Raw genomic sequence first — 1,838 nt, 5'->3', positions numbered from 1 at the left:
GTGGCAAGTCCGGTCAGCCGCTCCGAGTCGCCGGTGGAGTGGGTCGCGCGCAGCAGCTCGTGCCACAGGCGCTCGTCGGCCGGAGCGGTACGCAGCGCTGCCTGCAAGGCCTCGATGGCCTTCTCCGCGCGGTTCTTCTCCATGTGGAACTCGCACAGCGCGAGGCCCGTGTCCGCGACGAGCAGCGGCAGCTGGGCGTCGACGATCTCGTGGGTGAGCCACCGGTAGCGCCCCTCGGGCCGGTCGGCGAGCAGCGGCCCGCGCACCAGCACGAGCGCGTCGGTGAGCAGCCGCCCGCGCACGGCCCGGCTGCCGACGCCCTTGCCCTGCGTGGCCTCGTGGTAGAGGGAGCGCAGCACGTCCAGGTCGGAGACGACCGTCTTGGCGAGGGTGAGCCGCCCGCTCGCGTCCCTGCCGAGGCGGGGCGTGCCGTCGAGATCGGTGCCGAGCCAGATCCGCAGCCGGTCGAGCAGGGCGCCGCGCACGTCGTCGGTGACGCCGCGCGGCCACAGCGCGGAGGACAGCACCCGCGGGTGGACGCCCTCGCGGTGCAGGAGCAGCAGGGCGAGCGCCTCGTGCAACAGCGCGCTGCGCTCCCCGTCCGGGGTGTCCAGGCCGATGATCTCGTACGGCCCGACGAGCCGCGCGTACACGGCCGGCCGCCCCTGCTCGCTGATGTCGACGAGGAACGGCGGGGTGGTCGCGGGCCCGCCGGTGTCGCGCTCCGGGTCGGCCTCGACGAACAGCTCGACCACGGCCCGCTGCTGGGCGACCGGCAGCAGCTGCGCGTCGAGTTCGAGCCCGAGGAGGGGCGCGAGCAGCTTGCCCTCGCCGGTGATCTCCATCTCCCAGGCGGCGCCCGGCAGATCGCCGGTCTCGGTGCCGACCAGGTAGCCGATGCCGAGACGGCCGGCGTCGGCGGCCAGTTCGGCGAGCGTGACGGCGTCCTCGGCGGACGGCTGGGCGGCGAGCAGGACGAGGTGCGGGGCCCAACGGGTGTGCTGGGCGGGACCGGTGCGCCCGGTGAGGACGGAGTCGTGGCCGGCGGCGCCCAGCGCTCCGCGCCGCTGCCGCGTCTCGGCCTCCATGGTCTCGACGAGCGCCTCGATGTCCTCGAGGTGACGGATCCGGTTCGGGGCGAGGGGCGTGAGGTCCTCGCCGAACCCGACGAGCGTGATGGTCATGCGGTCGGACCAGCCGTTGGTCGCCAACTCGGCGGCGACGGACGCGAAGACGGCGGCCCGGTCGGCCTCCCGGCCGCTCAGCGACACGATGCCGGGCACGGCCTCCAGGTTGAGCAGCAGCCGCGAGTCGTCCATCGTGCCGAGGCTGACGAGACCCGGGTAGGGCGCGGCGGTGTCGACGTCCTCGTAGCGCTCGGCGTCGGTCCGGGACAGCATCCAGAACGTCTGGTCCTGCCCCTGCTGCCAGGGGGCCGGGGGTTTCCCGGCGGGCTGGGCGAGCTGGAGGTGCAGGTCGCCGTTGCTGAGCCAGGCCGCGTAGACGACCGGCAGTGCGCGCGACTCCTCGGCGAGGGAGGCGGCGAGACCGCGCAGGCTCCGGTCGAGCAGCCGTACGCCCTCGGGGTCGGCGCCGACGAGCAGCGCGTCCTGGACGTCCTGCGCGTCGCCGCTCGGCGTGGGCGGCTCCATGCCGCGGCGTCCGCCGACGGCCCCGAACGCCGACTGCCACAGCGCCTGCCGGCGCCGCCTGCCCAGGGCGCCGAGGAGACCGGCGGCGAGGAGGGGGGCTGCGAGGAGGGCCCAGCACGCGGGCGGTGGTGTCGGTGCCGTCGGAGGAGGCGGAGTCGGAGGCGGCGGTGTCGGCGGAGGCCTTTT

Annotated in this window: 1 pseudogene; it reads right to left on the bottom strand. The window is 75.2% G+C overall.

The features are described 5' to 3' along the window. Nucleotides 1-1,763: pseudogene (locus ABZ281_RS47955) on the bottom strand (bacterial transcriptional activator domain-containing protein); the annotation flags it as partial. Nucleotides 1,764-1,838 lie beyond the last annotated feature (75 nt).

Origin of the sequence: Streptomyces sp. NPDC006265, assembly GCF_040613555.1 — a bacterium.
GTDB lineage: Bacteria > Actinomycetota > Actinomycetes > Streptomycetales > Streptomycetaceae > Streptomyces.
The sequence above is the reverse complement of the archived record's forward strand: the minus strand, read 5'-3'. Positions and strand labels throughout refer to the sequence as shown.